The sequence below is a fragment of the Bacteroides cellulosilyticus DSM 14838 genome (genome assembly GCF_000158035.1).
Taxonomy (GTDB): domain Bacteria; phylum Bacteroidota; class Bacteroidia; order Bacteroidales; family Bacteroidaceae; genus Bacteroides; species Bacteroides cellulosilyticus.
The window spans coordinates 1543331-1562843 of sequence record NZ_EQ973490.1; the positions used below are offsets into that span (position 1 = coordinate 1543331).

General features: G+C 40.8%; 18 protein-coding genes and 1 tRNA gene. 2 read left to right on the top strand and 17 right to left on the bottom strand.

Annotated elements, in window-relative coordinates; translation table 11 throughout:
- Positions 1-126 precede the first annotated feature (126 nt).
- Both BACCELL_RS10180 and BACCELL_RS10185 read right to left on the bottom strand, forming a co-directional pair.
- Positions 127-1098 carry a FecR family protein gene (locus tag BACCELL_RS10180; RefSeq protein ID WP_007211673.1) on the bottom strand — a complete coding sequence of 324 codons (972 nt, stop codon included), beginning with the start codon at positions 1096-1098 and terminating at the stop codon, positions 127-129.
- 78 nt (positions 1099-1176) lie between these two features.
- Positions 1177-1740: an RNA polymerase sigma-70 factor gene (locus BACCELL_RS10185; RefSeq protein WP_007211674.1), complete on the bottom strand. Its 564-nt coding sequence runs from the start codon at positions 1738-1740 to the stop codon at positions 1177-1179.
- 637 nt (positions 1741-2377) lie between these two features.
- Between BACCELL_RS10185 and BACCELL_RS10190 the strand changes: the two genes are divergently transcribed.
- A complete protein-coding gene (locus BACCELL_RS10190) occupies positions 2378-2563 on the top strand; it encodes a hypothetical protein (protein ID WP_007211675.1) in 186 nt (61 codons plus the stop codon).
- 36 nt (positions 2564-2599) lie between these two features.
- On the opposite strand, the gene BACCELL_RS25725 is transcribed toward BACCELL_RS10190, so the two are convergent.
- From BACCELL_RS25725 to bamJ (BACCELL_RS10250), 12 genes are all read right to left on the bottom strand, one after another.
- Positions 2600-3373 carry a DUF4595 domain-containing protein gene (locus BACCELL_RS25725; protein WP_007211676.1) on the bottom strand — a complete coding sequence of 258 codons (774 nt, stop codon included), beginning with the start codon at positions 3371-3373 and terminating at the stop codon, positions 2600-2602.
- 613 nt (positions 3374-3986) lie between these two features.
- A complete protein-coding gene (locus tag BACCELL_RS10200; RefSeq protein ID WP_007211677.1) occupies positions 3987-4625 on the bottom strand; it encodes a recombinase family protein in 639 nt (212 codons plus the stop codon).
- A 265-nt stretch (positions 4626-4890) separates the two neighbouring features.
- Positions 4891-5913 carry a DUF3871 family protein gene (locus BACCELL_RS10205; protein ID WP_007211678.1) on the bottom strand — a complete coding sequence of 341 codons (1023 nt, stop codon included), beginning with the start codon at positions 5911-5913 and terminating at the stop codon, positions 4891-4893.
- 594 nt (positions 5914-6507) lie between these two features.
- Positions 6508-8118, bottom strand: a complete 1611-nt coding sequence (locus tag BACCELL_RS10210; protein WP_081450810.1) for a hypothetical protein — start codon at positions 8116-8118, stop codon at positions 6508-6510.
- Positions 8119-8436: 318 nt separating this feature from the next.
- Complete coding sequence (locus tag BACCELL_RS10215) at positions 8437-9507, bottom strand: ParB N-terminal domain-containing protein (RefSeq protein ID WP_007211681.1); 1071 nt, start codon at positions 9505-9507, stop codon at positions 8437-8439.
- Positions 9508-9852: 345 nt separating this feature from the next.
- On the bottom strand, positions 9853-10785 hold the full coding sequence (locus BACCELL_RS10220) for a hypothetical protein (protein ID WP_242577616.1): 933 nt from the start codon (positions 10783-10785) through the stop codon (positions 9853-9855).
- 152 nt (positions 10786-10937) lie between these two features.
- Positions 10938-12206, bottom strand: coding sequence for a phage integrase SAM-like domain-containing protein (locus BACCELL_RS10225; protein ID WP_007211683.1), 1269 nt, complete (start codon positions 12204-12206; stop codon positions 10938-10940).
- A 143-nt stretch (positions 12207-12349) separates the two neighbouring features.
- A tRNA-Ile gene (locus BACCELL_RS10230) sits at positions 12350-12423 on the bottom strand.
- Positions 12424-12518: 95 nt separating this feature from the next.
- Positions 12519-12830, bottom strand: a complete 312-nt coding sequence (locus tag BACCELL_RS10235; protein WP_007211684.1) for a DUF4491 family protein — start codon at positions 12828-12830, stop codon at positions 12519-12521.
- A 10-nt stretch (positions 12831-12840) separates the two neighbouring features.
- Positions 12841-13305 carry an Lrp/AsnC family transcriptional regulator gene (locus BACCELL_RS10240; RefSeq protein WP_007211685.1) on the bottom strand — a complete coding sequence of 155 codons (465 nt, stop codon included), beginning with the start codon at positions 13303-13305 and terminating at the stop codon, positions 12841-12843.
- Positions 13306-13497: 192 nt separating this feature from the next.
- A complete protein-coding gene (bamJ, locus tag BACCELL_RS10245; protein ID WP_007211686.1) occupies positions 13498-14364 on the bottom strand; it encodes a BamJ family beta-barrel-assembly machinery protein in 867 nt (288 codons plus the stop codon).
- A 20-nt stretch (positions 14365-14384) separates the two neighbouring features.
- Complete coding sequence (gene bamJ, locus BACCELL_RS10250) at positions 14385-14981, bottom strand: BamJ family beta-barrel-assembly machinery protein (RefSeq protein ID WP_007211687.1); 597 nt, start codon at positions 14979-14981, stop codon at positions 14385-14387.
- A gap of 191 nt (positions 14982-15172) precedes the next feature.
- Between bamJ (BACCELL_RS10250) and BACCELL_RS10255 the strand changes: the two genes are divergently transcribed.
- Complete coding sequence (locus BACCELL_RS10255; RefSeq protein ID WP_007211688.1) at positions 15173-15874, top strand: SIR2 family NAD-dependent protein deacylase; 702 nt, start codon at positions 15173-15175, stop codon at positions 15872-15874.
- Between the two features lie 169 nt (positions 15875-16043).
- Here BACCELL_RS10255 and BACCELL_RS10260 read toward each other — a convergent pair whose 3' ends face one another.
- The 3 genes from BACCELL_RS10260 to BACCELL_RS10270 are packed head-to-tail and all read right to left on the bottom strand — an operon-like array spanning position 16044 to position 19319.
- The gene (locus BACCELL_RS10260; protein ID WP_007211689.1) at positions 16044-16790 is read right to left on the bottom strand and encodes a glycosyltransferase family 2 protein; all 747 of its coding nucleotides are present in this window, start codon (positions 16788-16790) and stop codon (positions 16044-16046) included.
- Positions 16783-18048, bottom strand: a complete 1266-nt coding sequence (locus tag BACCELL_RS10265) for a glycosyltransferase family 4 protein (RefSeq protein ID WP_007211690.1) — start codon at positions 18046-18048, stop codon at positions 16783-16785. The genes BACCELL_RS10260 and BACCELL_RS10265 overlap by 8 nt, the downstream gene beginning before the upstream one ends.
- Positions 18045-19319, bottom strand: coding sequence for a glycosyltransferase (locus BACCELL_RS10270; protein ID WP_007211691.1), 1275 nt, complete (start codon positions 19317-19319; stop codon positions 18045-18047). Before BACCELL_RS10270 ends, BACCELL_RS10265 begins: the two co-directional genes overlap by 4 nt.
- Positions 19320-19513 lie beyond the last annotated feature (194 nt).

Genomic DNA, 19513 nt, shown 5'->3' on the forward strand with positions numbered 1-19513 from the left:
AGTGAATACTAAATTTTTTTCCGGTGTTTACTTTCTACTGGCGACAGGTGGTGGTGCACTTGTCGCCTTTTTGATTATAATTCTATGTTTTCATGTGGATAATGTATTAAGGGTTAAACAATTGTATTACTTTAAGGTGATCACGTTATTTTCTTTGTCTATTTCAATTTTGAAATGATGTATCTTTTGAATGGTATGTAGTATTTTCTCTATTCCATCTCTTTGACGGAATTTACATGTATAATTTATATCTTTCAATTTGGGATTTGCAATATTGATTGTGACATCATAATATAGCTCCAATTTGTTAACAATGTCAGCCAAGCGTTCATTATTAAAGCTGTAGATGCCATTTCTCCATAATAACATATCAGGATTTTTTATATTGCTGACTGTCAATTTCCCGTCTTGTGCAATGCTTTCTTCATTGGGCCTTAATATAACTTGCTTACTCTTGTAGAACACTTGAACGGCACCTTCAATCAGACTTGTCCTGATTTGTTTGCTATCCGGATAGCTATATACATTGAATTTTGTTCCTAATACTTGTATTTTCGCATCTTGAGCCGCTACGATGAAAGGTCTGTTTTTGTCTTTAGCTACTTCAAAAAAGGCTTCGCCTATAATGGAAACAGTTCTTTCCTTTCCATAAAAATGCGAGGGGTAGGTCAAGGTCGATTGAGCATTTAACCAGACCACGGTACCATCTTGCAAAGATATACAAGCACGTTGCCCGGCTGGTACATATAAAGTATTGGTTTGCACTTGGAAGTCATCTTGTAGCTTATGTGACATCTGCCAAATAGATAGCTGATATGTGCTTATCATTAAAATGAGTATTGCAGCTGCATATTTCATTGTTTTCACCAGCCAAATACGCATTTTTTTGCTTTTTATCCGTTTTTGGAAATGCTGATAGCTTGTTTTTCCCTCTTTCTTATCTTCTGTGTGTGAGGATAAGTTCAGTAATGCCTGGATATTCTGATACTCGGCAAACTGCTTTTTTAGCTCCTCATTTTTCTCTATTTCACGAAGAAGTAGCAACCTCTCATTGGGTGCTAGGCTGTTTTGGAAATATTTTAATATACGTTCATCCATCTTTTTATGACTTAATTCATAGTATAGACGAATGTAGAAAAAGAATCCGCTAAAAGAAAATCACTTTTTTTGTTCAGGTTACAAATAATACAGAAAGATAAAAAGAGGAAAATAGTCTTTTAGTTCGTTTCGTAGCTTTTTATAGGCAATTCCCATCTGAGTTTCAACCGTATTAATTGAAATGTTCATCTCTTCTGCTATTTCCTTTTGCTTTTTGCCCTCTATCTTACTTTTCAAAAATATCTCTCTACATCTTTCAGGCAGCGAATCTATTACTTTAGAGAGCAATTGTTCTACATCATCTTTTTCAAAAATCCCTTCATCTAATTCTCCTAAAGAATAATATTTCATTTGTAAGGTCAATCTATATTCTTCCTGCATTTTATTTTCTACTTCTTTCTGCACTATTTTGTGCCGTAGAAAGTCAATGCAACGGTTTTTTATAGAAGTGAATAAATAGGCCAGAATATTGATAGGTAGTGGCAATAGTTCTTTCTTTTCCCAAAAATCGAGGAAAACATCTTGTACTATATTCTCTGCATCTTCATCCGATAAGACATATTCTCGGGCAAAACGTTTCATTTTCGAGAAATAAGAAAGATAAATCTGTTCAAAATCAATATGTTGTTTCTCTAGTATCACCTTTCATTTTTTAGATTATGGGAGCAAATATAATAAGTTTAGAATGATAAGCAACTCATAAAATGAGTTTTTTCTCTTATTATACTTTTTAGGAGTAAATTCTAAATTGCTTGGTTTGGGGGCAACAATAGGTCAACAATTGCCTAACTTGAGACTAAAACTACTAAAACAACGGACTTATAACTGGAGGGGTATTACAAAGAAAAAAGGCTGTATTCCCTTAGGAATCAGCCTTTTTCTTTGTGGACCAGCCTGGGCTTGAACCAGGGACCTCCAGATTATGAGGCTCTAATAGTTTCCTTTGGTAATGCATTGATTCTCATTAAGTTAATTAACTCGCTAATAACTGATGATGAAACAATAGTGAAACATCAATTACTGTTACAAAGGTAATGAATTTAATTGTGTATTGCAAATTTAGTCTTTAATTTAGTTAACTAAAAGGCTGTAATTGAGCGTTTTTTTCTAAGTAACTCAATTGATTGTTGTATGGCTTAATTGCATTACTCTTGATTGTACTATGATTGCATCTCTACTCTAAGTACCAAGGAAGTCTTTCTTGCTATTAGTTTTTAGTCTTTAATCTAATTACCTTTGTGAAGATTAATTAATTACCAACCTATTTACATTAACCAAAATGAGAGTGACAAAGAAGGACAACGCTGTGTATTACATGCCACAAGAAGTTAGGGAGATTGTAACAACAGATGTGACTTACATGCCTGTAACAAGAGAATTGCTAGAGAAGTATTTCCAGAAGGCTACTAAAGAAGATAAGCGGAAGTTAGTGAAGAAAAAAAAGACACAAGTAGAACGACATTGAAGCTAATTCAGTGTCGTTCTACCTTTTTAGTACATTTTACTTCCAAGAGCAATAACATGCCCATTGGTCTCCGTCTTCGTATTCCATAATGACTTTGGTTACATAGCCTTCCTCGTCCGTTGTGTAGATGTAATCATAATGGTCATAGCCTCGTTCAGTCTTGACTAAATTTGTGAGGCATTTACCATAGAATCCTTGGGCAAAAAGTGTGTTGTTAATTAAATCTGGATCAAACACATTGGTTGCTTCACCTAGGAACTGGTAAGGAAGTGAAGTGTAAGACAATTCTGTAGCATCATCATCAATCATAGAAGTGATGTTGCCATTCTGCCAGATGAATTTTACTAGTTTTTCGCTGTTAGTATTGTAAGAGTTGCTGTATTCAATGGAAACAAGTTGTTTTGAACTGTCATAATTGTATTTGACATTAACGATTGCTTCTCCTTCAGGGTTATACTCAACCTTGCTAGCTATGATGCCATCCTTTAATTCATAGTTGGTTATCCATTTCTCATCAGCACTACTGGAAGAGCTTATGTCATAAGCCGTTGCTATGATTCTATTTGCTTCATAAGTAAATTCTGTAATTTCTTGGCGAAGCTCGTATTCATCCCACACTTCCTTCGTAATTCTTCCTTGGTTATCATACTCAAATGAGGATGCATCCCCAGATTCGTATGTCGCAGAGATGAATTTCTTACTAGTACCGTTATTGCCTTCTCCTTCATCGTCATCGTCACTACATGCAGTAAAGTTAACACTCATAATTACGGCTACAATCGCCATTCCAATTAATCTTAAAGTTTTCATTGTAATAAATCTGTTTGTGCTTCTACGTTCCTTGCAGAAAGCATTAGTAATAGGTTAAATGAGTGTGAGGAACACAGCAAAGGCTGCACACTCCTTAAAAGAACTGTCAATTGATTGGTTAATTCAAACTCTCTGTTTTTTTACATGCTTTTTTAATGTCAACCAGTTCCCAATGGTTGACTGTTACATACAGAAGAAGCGTGGGAACTACTGATTATTACCGTCATGAGGCTCTGGACTGCCCATCTCCAAGTAATAAACAATAGCCCACGCCTAATGTAATTATGCAGCCTTCCCATGCACATGAGAAGTTGATAACAACAAACTAAGCGTGAGCGTTCTTGCCTATTATCCTTGGAGAATGAAATTGTCCAGATTTCATGACAGGATAATGCTTTAAACGCTCTTCGTTTTCTTAATAAGTCCTTCCAGCCCTAACGCATTAGGCTTCTGAAATTGCTACAAAGTTACGAATTTACGTTTGATTAGCAAGAACTATTGTTTATTAATCGTTGAGGCTGACTTCTACTCAACATTTTAAGGTTAGGAGGAAATTAGCCAAGTCCTCATAAAGGTAGAATTTTAAAAATTTCCTCCCAACCAATTAAAAAGACTAGGCATTGACAAAGATGTTCTTCACCCGTTGAACTGTGGAGATGCCAATTCCTTGTAACTTGGCTACATTTCTAACAGAGTAGCCCTTCTTTAACAGTTGAATTACTTCTTTGTACTCTTCCCGTTTCTTTTCTTCCGTTTTGATGCTGCCTGTCTTCCGTCCTAATTTCCCACCTTTGGCAATGTAATTACTCCTACCGCTGTTCAAACGATAGACAATGTTGCTTCTCTCAATGTTAGACATTTCCGCTAGTATGGTAATCAGAATGGAAACGATAGGATTTACTTTACCATCTGGTTGAAGTGTGTAAAGTCCCAAGTTCTGAATGTAAACGGAAACTTTGGCTTCATGTAGTACTTCTAATGAGCGAAGCACTTGTAATGTACTTCTGCCCAGTCTGGAAAGTTCAGATAGTAGCAAGTAATGAACTGAATTAGTAGTACAGTATTCCAAACATTCCGTAAGAACTTGGCGTTCCTCATTCTTCTTTGCACCGCTTATGTGTTCTTCAAATGTGGCAACTACTTCAATGTCCCGTAAGTTGGCATACTTTCTTAAATCCTCAATTTGTCTGCTTGTGTCCTGTCTGTCACTAACAGATGAAACACGAGCATAAATCACTGCTTTTGTTCTCATTTAATTCTTTGATTAAGTTAATAACATAAGGGAATGTATTCAAACCATCTTTCCAGATTAATTTGAACACGCTCCCAATTTGAACACATGGTTAGCTACCCTTGATAAGAGCGTAGGCAATTAAGAGAGCATAGCCAACCATGATTAAAGGAAATGATAGCATAGCCACAAGCATAGTGGCGACAAATAACAATACATAGAATAACTTTTGTACCATAGTTTCAAGAATTAAGCATTTGACAATTTTGTGTATTCTCAAATACCACTAACTTAAAAACCATTGGTATTTCTCATCTCCATGTAAAGCGGCTGCAATTCCAGTAACCAATTCTGTAGCATTGTAAGCCCTGTCCAAGAAAGAATCTATGTAACTTGACTTGTTACTACCAGTAAGTAAATTGTAGAACTTCCACATTGATAAGTCATTCCCCAAGCTACTAAAATTCTCATCTTGAATGTAAGACTTCGCCACATTGTTAATCTGACTGTCAGTTAGTAACATTCTTGGTATGGCTTTCTGTTGGCTCTGTGGTAATGACTGGTAAAGTCTCATTCTCCCAAGTAATTGGCAAAACTGGTGTTCCGTTAAGTAAGAGTTGCCAAGTGTTTGCATCAAATGTATGTGCTTGGCTGGATCATAACGGTTGAACAATTCCAAGATGGCACGGTACAACTCATTCGTATTGGTAACTTCCAAACATGAAAGATACCCGTCAGTTGATACGCACAAGTTCGTACAGACCTTACAGGTAAAGCCAATGAATACTTTAAATCGTTCTGCTGTCTTCTTACTGTATAAGTTCGTATGGTTGTACGCACGAACTCCGCCAATAGTAAGAGTCAACCTGTTACCGTTTACTGTCTCGTAAATCGTAGGAACTTGAATGACAAAAGCGCATCTTTCGTAGTAGATAGTCTTGTCACTTTCCAGTAATTGATTGGCAGGCTTATGGATTGCTTCTGGTATTCTGCCCTTAATCACATGAGAAACACGAATGTCAGGCAATTCAATTTGTTCACCTTGAAAGAATGTCCTTGCAGCGTCTTGCACAGTTTCAATGAAAGCCACATGAGATAAGGTAGCCTCATTATCCTTTGCGAATACAGGAATGATACAATCATTTCTTAAATGCTCCAAACTTGCTTCAATCGTGTTGGCTTCAATGAATAACGGTCTCTTTTCCCTTGTGGGCTGTTCTTCCATTACTAAAGTAGCGTCTTCTGCATACTCACCAAAATTTAAACTTCTCCTTTGTGCCATTATTGGCGTAATCTGTAATGTTTCCATAATTTGTAATTCATTAAGTTAGTATTAAAAAGCTCTTCGTCTGAGTGCGAAACACACCACAGTCAGAACAAGTAAACCAATGAAAAACTGTGGCATTAGGACTACAGGAAGGATTAAGATAACTCCTAGCGTTAATACAATCTTTAATTTCTCCATACGCATTGTTTAAGATTAGTAATCAGTTGAATGTAGACAAAATGAACGCTTTGCATGAAAGTACTTTCCAATCTCATTACGAATGTGTGTTTTTGTAGTCAGTCTTTAATTATCTGCACTTGGCAGAACTGACAAATTAAAAATTTCATTCGTTTGGGGTTGGGAAGCTGTTTCATGTTTAGCTTTCATTTTCCTATTGATTGGTAGGAAGGGTGTGAAGGGTAACAGAAAAGAAGAGTTTGAGACATACATCTCTTTTAAATTTCCATGTAAGCCATTCTTCTGAAATCAATGTAATCACTTCGTAAGAACGTAAAGTCTAAATGGAAATGCTTCTCATGCTTGAAGGGGAGGGGGTAGAAATTTAAGTACCTTACATTTTGAGTTGGCATGATACAAAAAAGCCCCAAACCTTATGAATGGTCTGGAGCTTTAATCTTACTCAATCAATGCCTTAATTTCCTTAATGGTTCTTGTTCTCTTTAATTGATTTATCCCAAGTTTCTCACATCCTTGTTCTAAGAATGGATACTTGTCTGTAATGTCTTTTAGTTCTTGCTTCTCACTATCCGTTAGAGTAGCTTTCTCCTTTAAGTCACAGAAACGTTTGAGCCTGTCTCTGAATTGGGGAGGTGTAAGAGCTTTCTTCATAACATCTTCATCTTTAATGTCCCATTCATGTGCTTTGCCTATTACCATTCCTAGCTCTTTGTAACTTTCTATTAGTGATTCTGCTGACTTGTAAACGATACGCATAGTCCAATGTTGGTATAGCTTTAATTGGGCAACCATGTCATTAACTTCGTATCTATCGTTCCTCTTAATAATGTATGTATCAATACCTAGTTTCTCAAATTCCTTATCCTGCTGCTCTAGTATCTTTGTATCTGGTTCTTTATTCAACTGCTCTACTCTTTTGCGGGCAGTAGCAAGTTCGTCCTCTATCTCCTCCTTCATTACATCAAATGGACGGTAGTAATTAATAGCCTTAGGATTGAAGATGTGAACAATCTTGTTTCTAAACGGATTGGATTTGGTTCTGATACGTCCTGCAATTTGGGGAATGTCCATGTCAATACTGATTAGAGTGTGCTTATTATTGCTACTACTAACAATGAAACAAATTGCAGTTTCAGAGTAGAAGTCTACTCCTTCAAATGCCTTGCAGGTTACGAATGTAAATCGTTTGGCAGGAGCTGTTGAACTGGAAATTTCAAAACCTTCCAATTTGTAGTGGTTCAGTTCGTCATCTGCACAGATAATTCTACAATCATCATTAGTTAATTTACTCTTTGTAAGTATTGTCTTAATCTCTCTTACACTATTGACAAAGAAGTATGCTTCCTCACTCTTTACTCCATCCAGTACAAAGTAACCATTGTCTTGATAGTGCTTGATAATCTTAGCTGCCGTAGTACTTGCACTTTGGCACAAACAAGGATAGATTGTTATCTTATCTACTGTTTTCCAATCAGCAACGTACTCTGTAATTCCTGCGAAAATTTCAGGCTTAAATTGCTCTGGAATTGGGGTTGCAGTTAAGAAGCAATGAGATTTGAAGAGTTCAAATTTCTCTATTACTTGATTTATTACCTTTGTCCTAAAGCCGTATTGTTTCAGAAGGTTATGGTATTCATCTACAAGTATTTTAAATTCCAGTGGGTTAATGAGGGGAATTAACGTGCTTACCTTATCATAAGTACAAAGTATCTTCTTTTTCCCGTCCTTTGTAAGGAATTTCTTTAGTTTGGCTTTTACTGTCCTGTTGAGGTTGCCATACAAGCCAAACAAGTTCTCATTAACAGGACTTACGCCTGGTTGAATCTGTGACTTCTTCCAAATGTTATCGTTGCCATCCTTGTCTTTAGGTGGGTAGCACTTATTAACTACTAACTCTTTTGTAGGTACGGCAATAATGTAATTCTCATTATTAGTAAGTGCTATTGTAGTAGCACCGCATCCCGTCTTGACCTTATTAAAAATGCAGTTTTCTGGGAAGTCGTCCATGGTGAGAAAACCATCTCGTTCTTGAATTTTAAAGGGTATCATCATTTATCTTTGGTGATTTTAAATTTGTTATCTGTGACCTTAATTCTCGTACTTTAGGAGAGCCTTAACTCCAAATCTTAGGGTAAACCATCCTATTGTAATAGGAAGATTCACCACTTTCTTGAAAAATTTACTCTATCATCATCTCTGCTTGGTGAATTACAAACTGCTACCTGTTGCCCAATTAATCAGACTTTAGGCATTTCTTAGCTCTGTTTTTTGGGTAATCAGCATTATTGTATAGGGGAAAATCACCACTTTCTGAGAATTTGGAGTAGAAGAGCCAACCTGTCACATTGGCTCTCTGTCTAATTGGAGTTAGGCTTCCAGTGCTTCTTTAAGCATTACTTGGAAGTCATCCTCCTCTTTGACTTGCTTCAGTCTCTCTTCATTAAGATTCAGAACTTTCAGTTTGTCCAATGCCCCAAATGCCTGCTCCTCACCATTTATCTTAGCATAGCTGTTAAATCCTTTGATGAAGTATCGCTTTGTAAGGAAAGGAACTGTGATGTGGGCAGCTTTACATAGTGTAATGAATCTGTTTCCTCTCTCAATTTCAACTGTCGTACCTTTAGGCAGCTTATACTCTTCACCCTTCAACACCTTGTCAAGTGCTTTTTCTGATATGCTCTTCTTTGTATAAATCAGACCTGCCGTTGTAGGATTGAACCCCTCTTTGATAAGTTCTGCCACATTCTTGAACAATGCTTCTTCTGATGTCAGAGCGGCTACTGTCAGTCTGTCTCTCTTGTCCCAGTTGCTGACAGTGTTGATGTCTACCAAGTATTCCCCTACATTCTCAACTTCCTTGACAAATACATTAGGGATAACTATACCACCTTTAGTTGCATTCAACTTGGCAAATGCAGTACTTCTGTGCTGTCCGTCCAGAATCACGTAGTAACCTTCTGCTTCCTCTATACTTAACTCTCTGCCGTTGATGTCTGTTACAGTAAATCCTGCTTCTATTAATGCCTTGGCTTCTACTACAATGATTGGGTAGGCTTCTTCATACTTGCCATTGTCAATAATGGCGATGAACTTATCCACTTTCTTGGAGTTGATAACCCTGTTGTGCTCAACTAAGGCTATCTTCTTTGACACTACCTTACCGTCCTTAGCCAGTCTGAACGTGATTGCATCATCTTTCAGAGCTACAGTAGATGCCTGCTTCTTGCTTTCAGCTTGTACAATCTCTTGTTGCAGTTGGGCTATAATTTCCTGTTGGGCATTGATGATAGTATCATTCATCTTCTTACTGATTAAACTCTTTAAGTCTCTCTCTTCTTTAGCAAGACGCTTCTTTAACTCTTTGGTGCACATGGTTGCCATTGCTTTGTTAGCTACTGTGTTTACATTCTCAATCGCTTTTAATGAATTTGTTTCCATACTTTTTAAAATTTAGATAGTTATTAATAATTGCAATCTCTGGTTAAGTGTGCACCCTTAACGTTTGATTGCGGTGCAAAGCTACTGCTATCCTAACTGCTGTGCTATAAAGAATAAGTTCTGATTTCAGTTCTATTCTTTAGGAACTTGTCCTGTCAGTTATTCAATGCTCTCGTTTTGACATTGCAAAGTTGGGGAATACTTAGAAGGTGGGTAATAAAGAATAAGAAGCGATTTGAGGGGTATTCTTTAGATTGTAGGTTATCAGTGAGTTAGCTCATTTAAGGACATAAAAAAACTACCATGCAATTACATGGTAGTCTGTGAGGATTGGTAGATTTTTAATTACCAGAGGTATTCTGTAGATTGATTGTTAGGTGAGAAGTTGTAGTCTTCTGTCTGCTTGGGCTTCCATTGTGGTTTGTACCCTTGTTTCACTAAGTAAGCAATAGCTGCATTGGTTGAGTTCTCATCGACATTGTAACTGCCTTCTTCAAACAGTAGTTTCATGTAGTCCAATGTCATACGTATCTGTTCGCTCTTGGTTTTCAATGACGAGTACTTTTGTAAGAGATGGAATGTGCCGTACATGATAAGATTACAAGCTACATTACTAGCTTTCCTGCCTTTTTTCTCTGCATACACTTCCTTTAGTTCTGCTTGGGCTTCTTCCAGACTTTTAACTCCCAAGTAAATTTGCAGGTAGTCGTCCAGTAAGTCAGTCAGCCAATGACATGAATTATCTAGTGTGATCTTCTTAACTCCATTATCAATAGTGATAGGATTGAACACTCTTAATTCTTTCTTCTTGCTAGGTGAGTATCTCTTAGTATTAAGCAACTCAAAGAGCTTTAACATTTCTGGACGGACTTGTTGGAGATAAGGAAGCGTATTCTCAGACATGGTAATTTCTGTGTAGAGTTCCTCTTTTACATGCTTGTCGTAAATGGCAGCTACGATAAGAAGAGTTGTTCTGATTGTTTCGCTGCTGTCTTTCTCTCCATAGTCCTGCAACAATTTGTCTAACTGTTTTAAGATGGTATCATTGGAAAGAACAATCGTAATCTCATGCTCTGTGTCCATAATGAAACTTTTCACATCAAGTTCCATGCTTGTTGAGGCTGGTCTTGGTGCGTAACGGTGGTAATCAAACGCACCATTATCCACTGCAATCTCATTTAAAAATGGACAGGCAATCATGTAATTATTAGCTACTTCTTTACTGATTCCATTAGGGTACTTGGTGCGGTAAACGTTTAGTAGCTCATTTTCAAACATGGCACGTCTGTAGCCAAAGAGTTCTTCTAGAATTGGTTCCAGTCTTTTAAGTTCTGGAATTGGTAGTGTGTAACTTGTCATAATGCATTTACATTTAGACTACAAAGTTAAAAAATCCCACTCACATTACTGTAAGCGGGATTAATTAAAAGCTACTTCCCAAACACGTACTTAATGACTTTTGCATTAGCCTTATTCTCATTCACGAAGTCTCGTTCAATGTAGATGTCAGTTACTCTCATTGATTCATCAACATGGTTTAATGCAGCGTGTACAGTGTACTTGTCAATACCTACTTTGTTGAGTGCAATGGTAGCCCATGAGTGGCGGGCTGCGTAGTACTCCAAATCATCTACACCCAACAATCCACCAATTTCTTTCAAGCCGTAGTTGATGGCTTTGTTGAAGTTTCCTTCATCTGCATAGTAGCGATAGAAATTAAAGAGTCGTTTGCCACTTTGGTCTTTGTACTTCTCAACCAGTGGAAGAATTGCTTTTGGAATGTTCACCATCATTTTTGCACCATCTAATCTACGAGCTTTGGTCTTGGTTCTGTTGTAAGTAATGGTGTCACCTGTTCTTTCCGTGACATTGTAAAGGTCGGCAGAATTAATCCCCATCAAACAGAATGATAGAATGAAGCAATCTTTAGCCAAGTTGTAACGGCAAGTTGATTTGTACCCCTTCTTCATGTCTTTATAGGGTAGCTTCCATACCTTTTTGATGATGTCTGCTGGAATAGCTCTTTTACGGGTTGCTTCTTGTCTAGGTATCTCGAAGTCTGCAAATGGAGAATTGGGTATGAGTATGAGATTTTTTTCCCTTTTGTTGTACTTCTTTTGAGCCTCTTTGAACAGTTTCTTAATGCTTATCAAGTAAAGGGATAGTGAACGATTAGAAGGAACACGCTTACCCTGCTGCATTAGTTTCTTGGTACGTGCTTCACGTTCTCCAATCAAGAATACTTTGAACTGCTCCAAGAAATCTAAGGTTATCAGATTTACATCCAATTCTTCTTTACCAACAAACCGTACCAAGGCATTAGTGGCAGTGGTGTAATTGGGCGCACCTTTAATTGTGGCAGAAGAAATCCACTCACGACTGAACTTTATAAAGTCAATGGTCTGCTGCTTCTGATGTTCCCCGTTTAAGTAGTCCATTACATCGTCAATGGTGTAGTTATTCAGTTCAATTTGAAGTTTGGCACACTTGTTTTGATAGCAACGAATAAGGTCGTTTACTTCCTGTCTCAAAGGAGATGATTGCTTGATTCTTAAGTCCTTAGTCAAGTCTTTGGAGGTTGCAAATAGACTTGTAGACAATCTTTTCATTCGTCTGTTAAGAGTAAATCTAAGTCTTACAGTGAAACATTCATTTGATTGCCGTTGGATTTTTACTACTTCTGCGTTGATTGTCAGCATACTACATGTTGTTTAACTGGTGAAACAATAGTGAAACAACTGCATCAATTTAAGGCTAAAACTACTAAAGCAACAGACCCTTAATCGGAGGTCTCCATAAAGAAAAAGGCTGTATTCCCTTAGGAATCAGCCTTTTTTCTTTGTGGACCAGCCTGGGCTTGAACCAGGGACCTCCAGATTATGAGTCTGTTGCTCTAACCAACTGAGCTACAAGTCCGGTGTTATCCTCATCGGATAGCGGGCACAAAAATAGTATATTCAGTTGAAATATGCAAACCTTTCGGGCAAAATATACTGTTTGTTGCTTTGTTTTTAGAACTTGTACGTACGTTTGGGGTTCTTGGGGAACCAACCTTTCTTTACGCGGTCTTCTTGTTCAAAGACCTCCTTGATGGTCCAGAACGAAGAGAAAGCAAATACGCCCAAGAGGGACGCAATCAAGATATTCTCTACGCAAAGCGAGGCCACAACGCCCCCGATGCCCAATACAAGAAAAATCCACCAGCACTTGGTACCCCAATAATACTCGGCTTTCACTACCACAGGATGAAACAATCCAATGATAAGAAATGTACAAATGCCGATGAACAGTCCCGAAAGATGATATTCGTTTAAGAATTCCATAAATTATCTGTTATTTCTCCGGGCAAATAGGAATTTCCTTCTTGATACTTTGCTCCAGTGAAATCAACGTTTCGGTAGCGGTTACACCCGGAATTTCTTGCATTTTGTTATTCAGCAAGTCCATCAGATGCTCGTTATCGCGTGCATATACTTTCGTCAGCATCGTGTAAGGACCCGTAGTGAAGTGGCATTCCACGATTTCCGGTATTTTCTCCATTTCGGCAACCACTGATTTGTACATGGAACCTTTCTCTAACTTGATACCTACATACGTGCAGGTTCTGTAGCCCAGAGATTTGGGGTTCACATGATAACCGGAGCCGACAATGACACCTAAATCTATCAAACGTTGCACACGTTGATGAATGGCAGCACGTGATACGCCACACTCAGCAGCTACATCTTTGAAAGGAATGCGGGCATTCTGAGAGATGATTTCCAGAATCTGCCGGTCAAGATTGTCTATTTTTTCCATAATATCAATTTGTGTAAGTTCTTGTTTTTATCAAATAGTAAGCAAATATAGGACTTTATTTTAATTTCTCTATATAAAAGGAGGAAAAAATAGGGAAAGAGTAAAAAAGAAGCGGGCGAAGCAGATGTTTTTGTTTACATCCGTTTCGCCCGCTAAGTCTGTACCGTTGAAGAAAAAATCTTCGGCTGATACTTATTTTTCGATGCCGACGAGCTCTACTTCAAAGATCAGGGTAGAGAACGGTTTGATCTGACCGCCGGTTTCTCTGCCACCGTAACCCAGTTCCTGCGGAATATAAAGTTCCCACTTAGAACCTACAGGCATCATTGTGAGGGCTTCTGTCCAGCCTTTGATAACTTGGTTGGCACGGAAAGTAGCAGGTTCGTTGCGCTTGTAAGAACTGTCGAATTCAGTACCGTCAATCAAAGTACCCTTGTAGTTTACTTTCACTTTGCTGGTGTCAGCAGGGATTGCGCCTGTACCCTTGGTGATGATTTTGTATTGCAGACCGCTCGGAGTAGTTACAACACCTTCTTTACCTTTGTTTTCAGCGAGGTATTTTTCACCGGCAGCTTTGTTGTCAGCGTATTTGACAGCTAAAGCTTTTTCCTTGATGGCTTCCATACCATCGCGCATGTAAGCTGTAGCAGCTTCTTTAGTCATAACGTTGCTCTTGTCTGTGATACCTGCTATGAAACCTGCCAACAGGTTTTCACGGCTGATAGTCTGAGTAGAGTCGCCACCGAAGATTTGTTGGTTGAAGCCTTCTACCCATTGTTTGCCTACCATCTGACCAATTTGCATACCGGTCATGTAAGCAACGTCTTTCTTGCTGGTTTTAGCAGCGCCTTCGTTGAAACCTTTGATGAATTCAGCCATCTGAGTAGTGTCAACGCCTTGTTGCATCAGGTACTGAGTCAGACCTTCTGTACGAGCCATACCGATGGCATAAGACAATGAGTCAACATCTGTTTTCAGATTTGCTTTCGGGCTTTGTGCAGTACAGGAAGCTAAACCTGCGCCTACTGCAAGAGCCATGATAAATGTTACTTTTTTCATTTTGCTTTTACTGTTTATTTTTATTTTTGGGATAATATTTCGAGTAATTCCACTTCAAAAATCAATGTGCTGTGAGGCGGTATCATTTCGCCCGCACCTTGTGCGCCATAGGCAAGATCGGAAGGAATATAAAGTTTCCACTTGGCACCTTCGGGCATCAACTGAAGCGCTTCCACCCAGCCGGGGATAACCTGGTTCACACCGAATACGGCGGGTTGTCCGCGTTTGATAGAACTGTCGAACAGGGTTCCGTCAATCAGTGTGCCTTCGTAGTGGCATTTCACTTGGTCGGTGGCTTTTGCATAAGTGCCTACCTTGCCTTCGTTGATGACTTCGTATTGCAGGCCGCTTGGCAAAGTAACCACATTAGGGCGTTTCTTGTTTTCTTCCAGGAACTGTACGCCTTGCTCTATGCTGGCTGCATTCATTTTCTCTTCCAGTTCTGCGAAGTATTTGTTTACTATATCGCGTGCCTCTGCGTGTGAGATGGCGGTTTTGTTTCCTTCCAGTATGTCTTTGATAGCTTGTGCAAAGTCATCTACTTCGATGCCTTTTGCACCCATACTTAATAAATTTTGACCTATTCCGAGGCCGATAGCGTAACTGAATTTATCCATATATCTTTGGGGTTGAGACTGAAAGTATTATCTCTTTCAATCAGTTGCAAAATTACAAGTCGCAAAAGTAAGTGTTTTATTTGAATGATTTATGCTTTTAGGTTTTAAATTTTCTTATATCTGTGGCAACTTCGGCAATCTTCTGTATTTTTGTAGAAAAGAAACTGCTATAATAGAAAGGAGATTTTGGTATGAAGAAGAATTTAGTGATTTTATCCGGTGCCGGTATGAGTGCCGAGAGTGGTATCAGTACGTTTCGGGACGCAGGCGGATTGTGGGACAAATATCCGGTGATGCAGGTAGCCAGTGCCGAAGGATATGTGCGCGATCCGGAGCTGGTGATAAACTTTTATAACGAGCGCCGTAAGCAGTTGCTTGATGTGGAGCCCAATGCAGGGCACATCGGACTTGCCGAGCTGGAGAAGGACTTCAACGTGACGGTGGTTACGCAGAATGTGGATAATCTGCACGAGCGTGCCGGGAGCACGCGCATCATTCATCTGCATGGTGAACTGACGAAGGTGTGTTCCAGTCGTGACCCTTACAATCCTCGCTACGTAAAGGAATTGAAACCGGAAGAATATGAGGTGAAGATGGGTGACAAGGCGGGCGACGGTTCGCAGTTGCGTCCGTTTATTGTTTGGTTTGGCGAGGCGGTGCCGGAGATAGAAACGGCTGTCGACTATGTAGAGAAAGCGGATATCTTTGTGATTATAGGTACTTCGATGAATGTATATCCGGCAGCGGGACTGCTGAACTATGTGCCTCGAACGGCAGAAGTATATCTGATTGATCCGAAACCGGTGGATACGCACTCAATGAGGCAGATACATATCATTCAGAAGGGTGCTTCGGAAGGAGTGAAGGAGCTGAAGAAACTATTGTCTGTTTGATGCTATCAGTTTCTCCATTTGGAACTGTTAGTTTCATGCCGTGAAACTTCCTGTTTCAATAGGTGAAACCAACAGTTTCATGCCTTGAAACTGTGAGTTTCACGGCATGAAACTAAAACTTGAATGCGGGGTTGCGGATTACTTGCCGTAAGGTGTTGAAAGCCAGGTACTATTTCTTCAGCAGCAGACGGAATACAAACCATGCATGGTGCGCCACGGTACTTATCAGTCCATAGTGCTTCGCCATGATGCGGAAGCGTTCCCGCAGGGAAGCCTTTTGGTTCTGCGTCGTCATACCTTCTTCCAGATAATCGATAAGCGTGAGATGCGTGTTATGCAGCGTCCGCGCTTTTTTCATGATGCGGATGCACCAGTCGAAGTCGGCGGAGAAGCGGTATTGCATATCGTATGGTACCGCCAGGCTCCGTTTGGCGAAGAATGCCTGATGGCAAACGAGCATACCTTGCCTGAAACTCTTCCATGTCAGCACTTCGGGGGCGGAGAGGCGGCGCATACGTAGGAAATGCCTTTCTTTATCTACTAAAGCGGTTTCGCCATATAGTACGTCCGGCAGTTCGCCGATTCCTAAAGTATGCACCATTTGTTGCAGGGTGTCGTCTTCATGGAAACTGTCTCCGGCATTCAGGAAACAGAGGTAGTCGCCCGTTGCCAGGTGGATGCCTTTGTTCATGGCATCATACAGTCCTTTGTCCGGTTCGCTGACAAGCAGGGTGATACGGTCGCGATACCTTTCGGCAATGGCGAGGGTGCGGTCTTTGGATGCACCGTCTATGATGATGTACTCTACGTGGTGGTAGGTTTGTGAGATAACGCTCTGTATCGTGTCTTCCAATACGGCCTCGGCATTGTAGGTCACGGTGATGATGCTGAACTTGGGTGTGGGACGGTTATGCATGTCTTCCGGTTATTTTGTTATAAACGTCGATGTATCTCTTGGCAATGGCACTTTCCGAATAATTGGAAACGGCTTTCCGGCAGGCTTGCTCGGAGAGGGTGGTATATTCGGGCTCGGTCAGTATCCAGTAGATGCCGTTGGCAAAATCCTCGGCTGATTTGTATTGTGCCACGTAGCCGTTGTGCAGATGGTCTATCATCTCCGGTATGCCGCCTACGTTGAATCCTACGCAAGGGATACCGCAGGACATGGCTTCCATAATGGTGTTTGGCAGGTTCTCTTCCAGCGATGAGGTGACGAAGAGGTCGACGGCGTTGTAGATATCTACCAACTGATGTTCGTTGCTGACGAAGTCGAGCGGATAAACCTTAAAAGGCAACATATTCTGTAACTGTTGCGACTGGTTGCCAAAGGCCACTACACCCAGTTGGTCTTTCAGTTCCGGATGCTTCTCTGCCAAGAGTTTGCAGGCTTTAATCATATATTCCACTCCCTTCCGGGTATCCATTATCTTCACTGAACCGAACAGAACCAGTTTGCTGTCCTGCGGAAGCCTGCATTTCTCCCGTGCGGCTTTTTTGTTGTGCGGCTTGAAGAGATTGGTGTTGATAGGATTGGGGATACTGGTAATGGCATGTCCGCTGAAGAGGGCACTCTTCCGGGCGCGTTCTTCCAGCCAGTGGCTACAGGCTACAAAGTTGATATGACGGCCCTCATATAACTTTTGCTTTTTGAGGAAGATGCGGTGGGAAAGGTCTTTCTTCCGGCTTCCGTTGTGGATGAAGGGGCAATGATGACACTCCTCTTCGTAATGCGTACATCCGCCGGAGTAGTGGCAGATGCCGGTACAGGGCCACATATCGTGCATGGTCCAGACTACGGGCTTGCCCGAAGCCAGAATTTTCTCGATGTTCTTTAAAGAAAGCATCCCCTGGTTGATCCAGTGGAGATGTATGATGTCCGCTTGCTGAAACTCCGGCAAGTTGGTGATGTCCGTGCCGGCGTTGGCAATGTCTACGGCGAAGAGGTGGTTTCTGTTGAAATGGTTGGCTTTCCAGATAACGATTCGCTCCCATACGAACTTCCATACCATGCGCAGGTTGTGGGGCAACTCCACTACGGTGATCTGTTCGGTCTGTTTGTCGCGCACCAATAGCTTGGCTTTGATGCCGTTATTCTTGAGGGCTTCCATGAGGCGGCTTGCGGCTACGGCGGGGCCGCCTATCTTTTCTGTTGTATTGATAAGTAGTATTCTCATTGTGTTACCTTTCTTCTGATTAAGTTTTGGTAGAGATTGAGATATTGCTTTGCAACGACTTCACCGGAGTATTTCCTGAATACTTCGCTTCGCATATTTTCTTTGGAGATGGCTGTCCGGGCTTCGGATATTCCCCATCGGATGCCTTCTGCCAGGCTGTCGGCAGAGAGGTAGTCGGCCAGGAAGCCGTTCTCTTTGTGGCGGATAATGTCGGCCTGTCCGCTGTTGCCGAAAGAAACCGGAATGCAACCACAGGCTTGGGCCTCGATCAGAGTCTGGCCGAATGTCTCATAGAAAGAGGCGGATACGGTGACGTCTGCGGCGGAATATAGTTGCGAGAGTTTGTTTGTATCGCCTATTCGTCCCAGATAGGTGTAGCTGACGGGGATGGAGTTGAGAAGTTTCTCCGGATATTTGATCTTGCCGAACAGTGCCAGGTGAAGTTTTTCCTGCGGGAATTGCTTCTTTTCAATCAATAACCGGATGGCCTGGAGCAGATATTCCACTCCCTTGATCGGATCGTCGATGCGGGCGGCTCCGAACAGAATGATATGTTTATCGGGCAGGGACAGTTCCTTTCGGGACAGTTCTTTGTCCATCATTCGGAAGTCGGTAGGCGAGAGTGTATTAGGGATCACAGATACAGGTTTCTCTTTAAGTAGGGTGCTTTGCTGTATTTGTGAGGAAAGCCATGTGCTGACTGCGACGATATTCAGGGGGCTGGCATGACTGAATAGTTTTTGTTTCTTCTTGAATACCCGGTGCGCCAGATCGTTGTTGCTTGGGAAGCGCAGGAAGCGGCAGTTTCTGCATTCGTTTTTGAAGAGGGTGCAGGTATGGGCATGGTGGCAGATGGCGGTACATTCCCACATATCGTGCAGGGTCCAGACAACGGGCTTGCCCGATTCGAAGATTTCCTGTATATTGTTCAGTGAAAGCATTCCCTGGTTTATCCAGTGGAGGTGTATGATGTCGGCTTCCCGGAAGGCAGGCAGTTTGGTGACGTTGAAGCCTGTATTGGCTATGGAGACGGTAAAGAGATTCTTCCGGCTGAAGAGATTATTCGTCCAGATAACCAGTCTTTCCCAGAGGAAAGTGCATTTCTTTTGCCAGTCTTTGCCTACAGGGATCACCTGTTCCGATTGGCTTTCCTTGTGCAGGACGAGCATCTTCACGTCTGTTCCCGCTGTATGGAGCGATTCCATCAGGCGTCTGGCGGCAATGGCGGCTCCGCCTGTTTTCTCGGACGTATTGATTATAAGTACTCTCATGTTGCGGAATGTTTTGGCAAAAGTACAGCTTTTACCGCTTTCTATCCACAAATTCGCGGTTTTTTTAGCCAGTAACCGCTAAAGTATCTATCTTTGCAGGAGAATAAATTAGCTACAAGTTACAGGCTACGAGCTACGAGTGGCTGCGTTGTGATTGGAGGGGAAAGATTCTGTTTATAAGTGTTCAAGAGGAT